The sequence below is a fragment of the Acinetobacter parvus DSM 16617 = CIP 108168 genome (assembly GCF_000368025.1).
Lineage (GTDB): Bacteria > Pseudomonadota > Gammaproteobacteria > Pseudomonadales > Moraxellaceae > Acinetobacter > Acinetobacter parvus.
On record NZ_KB849211.1, the window covers coordinates 507,624 to 508,265 of the forward strand.

Genomic DNA, 642 nt, shown 5'->3' on the forward strand with positions numbered 1-642 from the left:
TGCTGGCTTTCTAAATGGCGTATGTCGCCATGAACCGTGATGTTCCTGATAATTCTATTATTTTTATTTTCTAAATGGCGTATGTCGCCATGAACATTTTCTGTGACTGGGCACCGTCAATATGTCATTTCTAAATGGCGTATGTCGCCATGAACAAAATATTGAGATACAGAAACGTATAGATTCATTTCTAAATGGCGTATGTCGCCATGAACATTAGACAGGAACTACTACAGCACCACAGTGATTTCTAAATGGCGTATGTCGCCATGAACGGATTGAAGGCATTTTCAAGCACCGAGGGCATTTTCTAAATGGCGTATGTCGCCATGAACGGCTTGTGATACGTCCAGTTTTGTCCCCTGTTTTTCTAAATGGCGTATGTCGCCATGAACTATTGGGTTCTGCATTAAAACGAATGTTAATATTTCTAAATGGCGTATGTCGCCATGAACGCGTGGCGACTGTGTTATGAACCAAATATCATTTTCTAAATGGCGTATGTCGCCATGAACTTGTATTGTTCAACGTGCTTGTCATTCTTATTTTTCTAAATGGCGTATGTCGCCATGAACAGATTCTGGATGTTCAAGTAAAACCCACTTCTTTTCTAAATGGCGTATGTCGCCATGAACCTTTATT

At 40.3% G+C, this 642-nt stretch carries 1 CRISPR repeat array.

Going from position 1 to position 642, the window contains the following annotated elements:
• The first annotated feature begins 7 nt into the window (after positions 1-7).
• A CRISPR array of direct repeats spans positions 8-635; the repeat unit is 28 nt; unit sequence TTTCTAAATGGCGTATGTCGCCATGAAC.
• Positions 636-642: the final 7 nt, after the last annotated feature.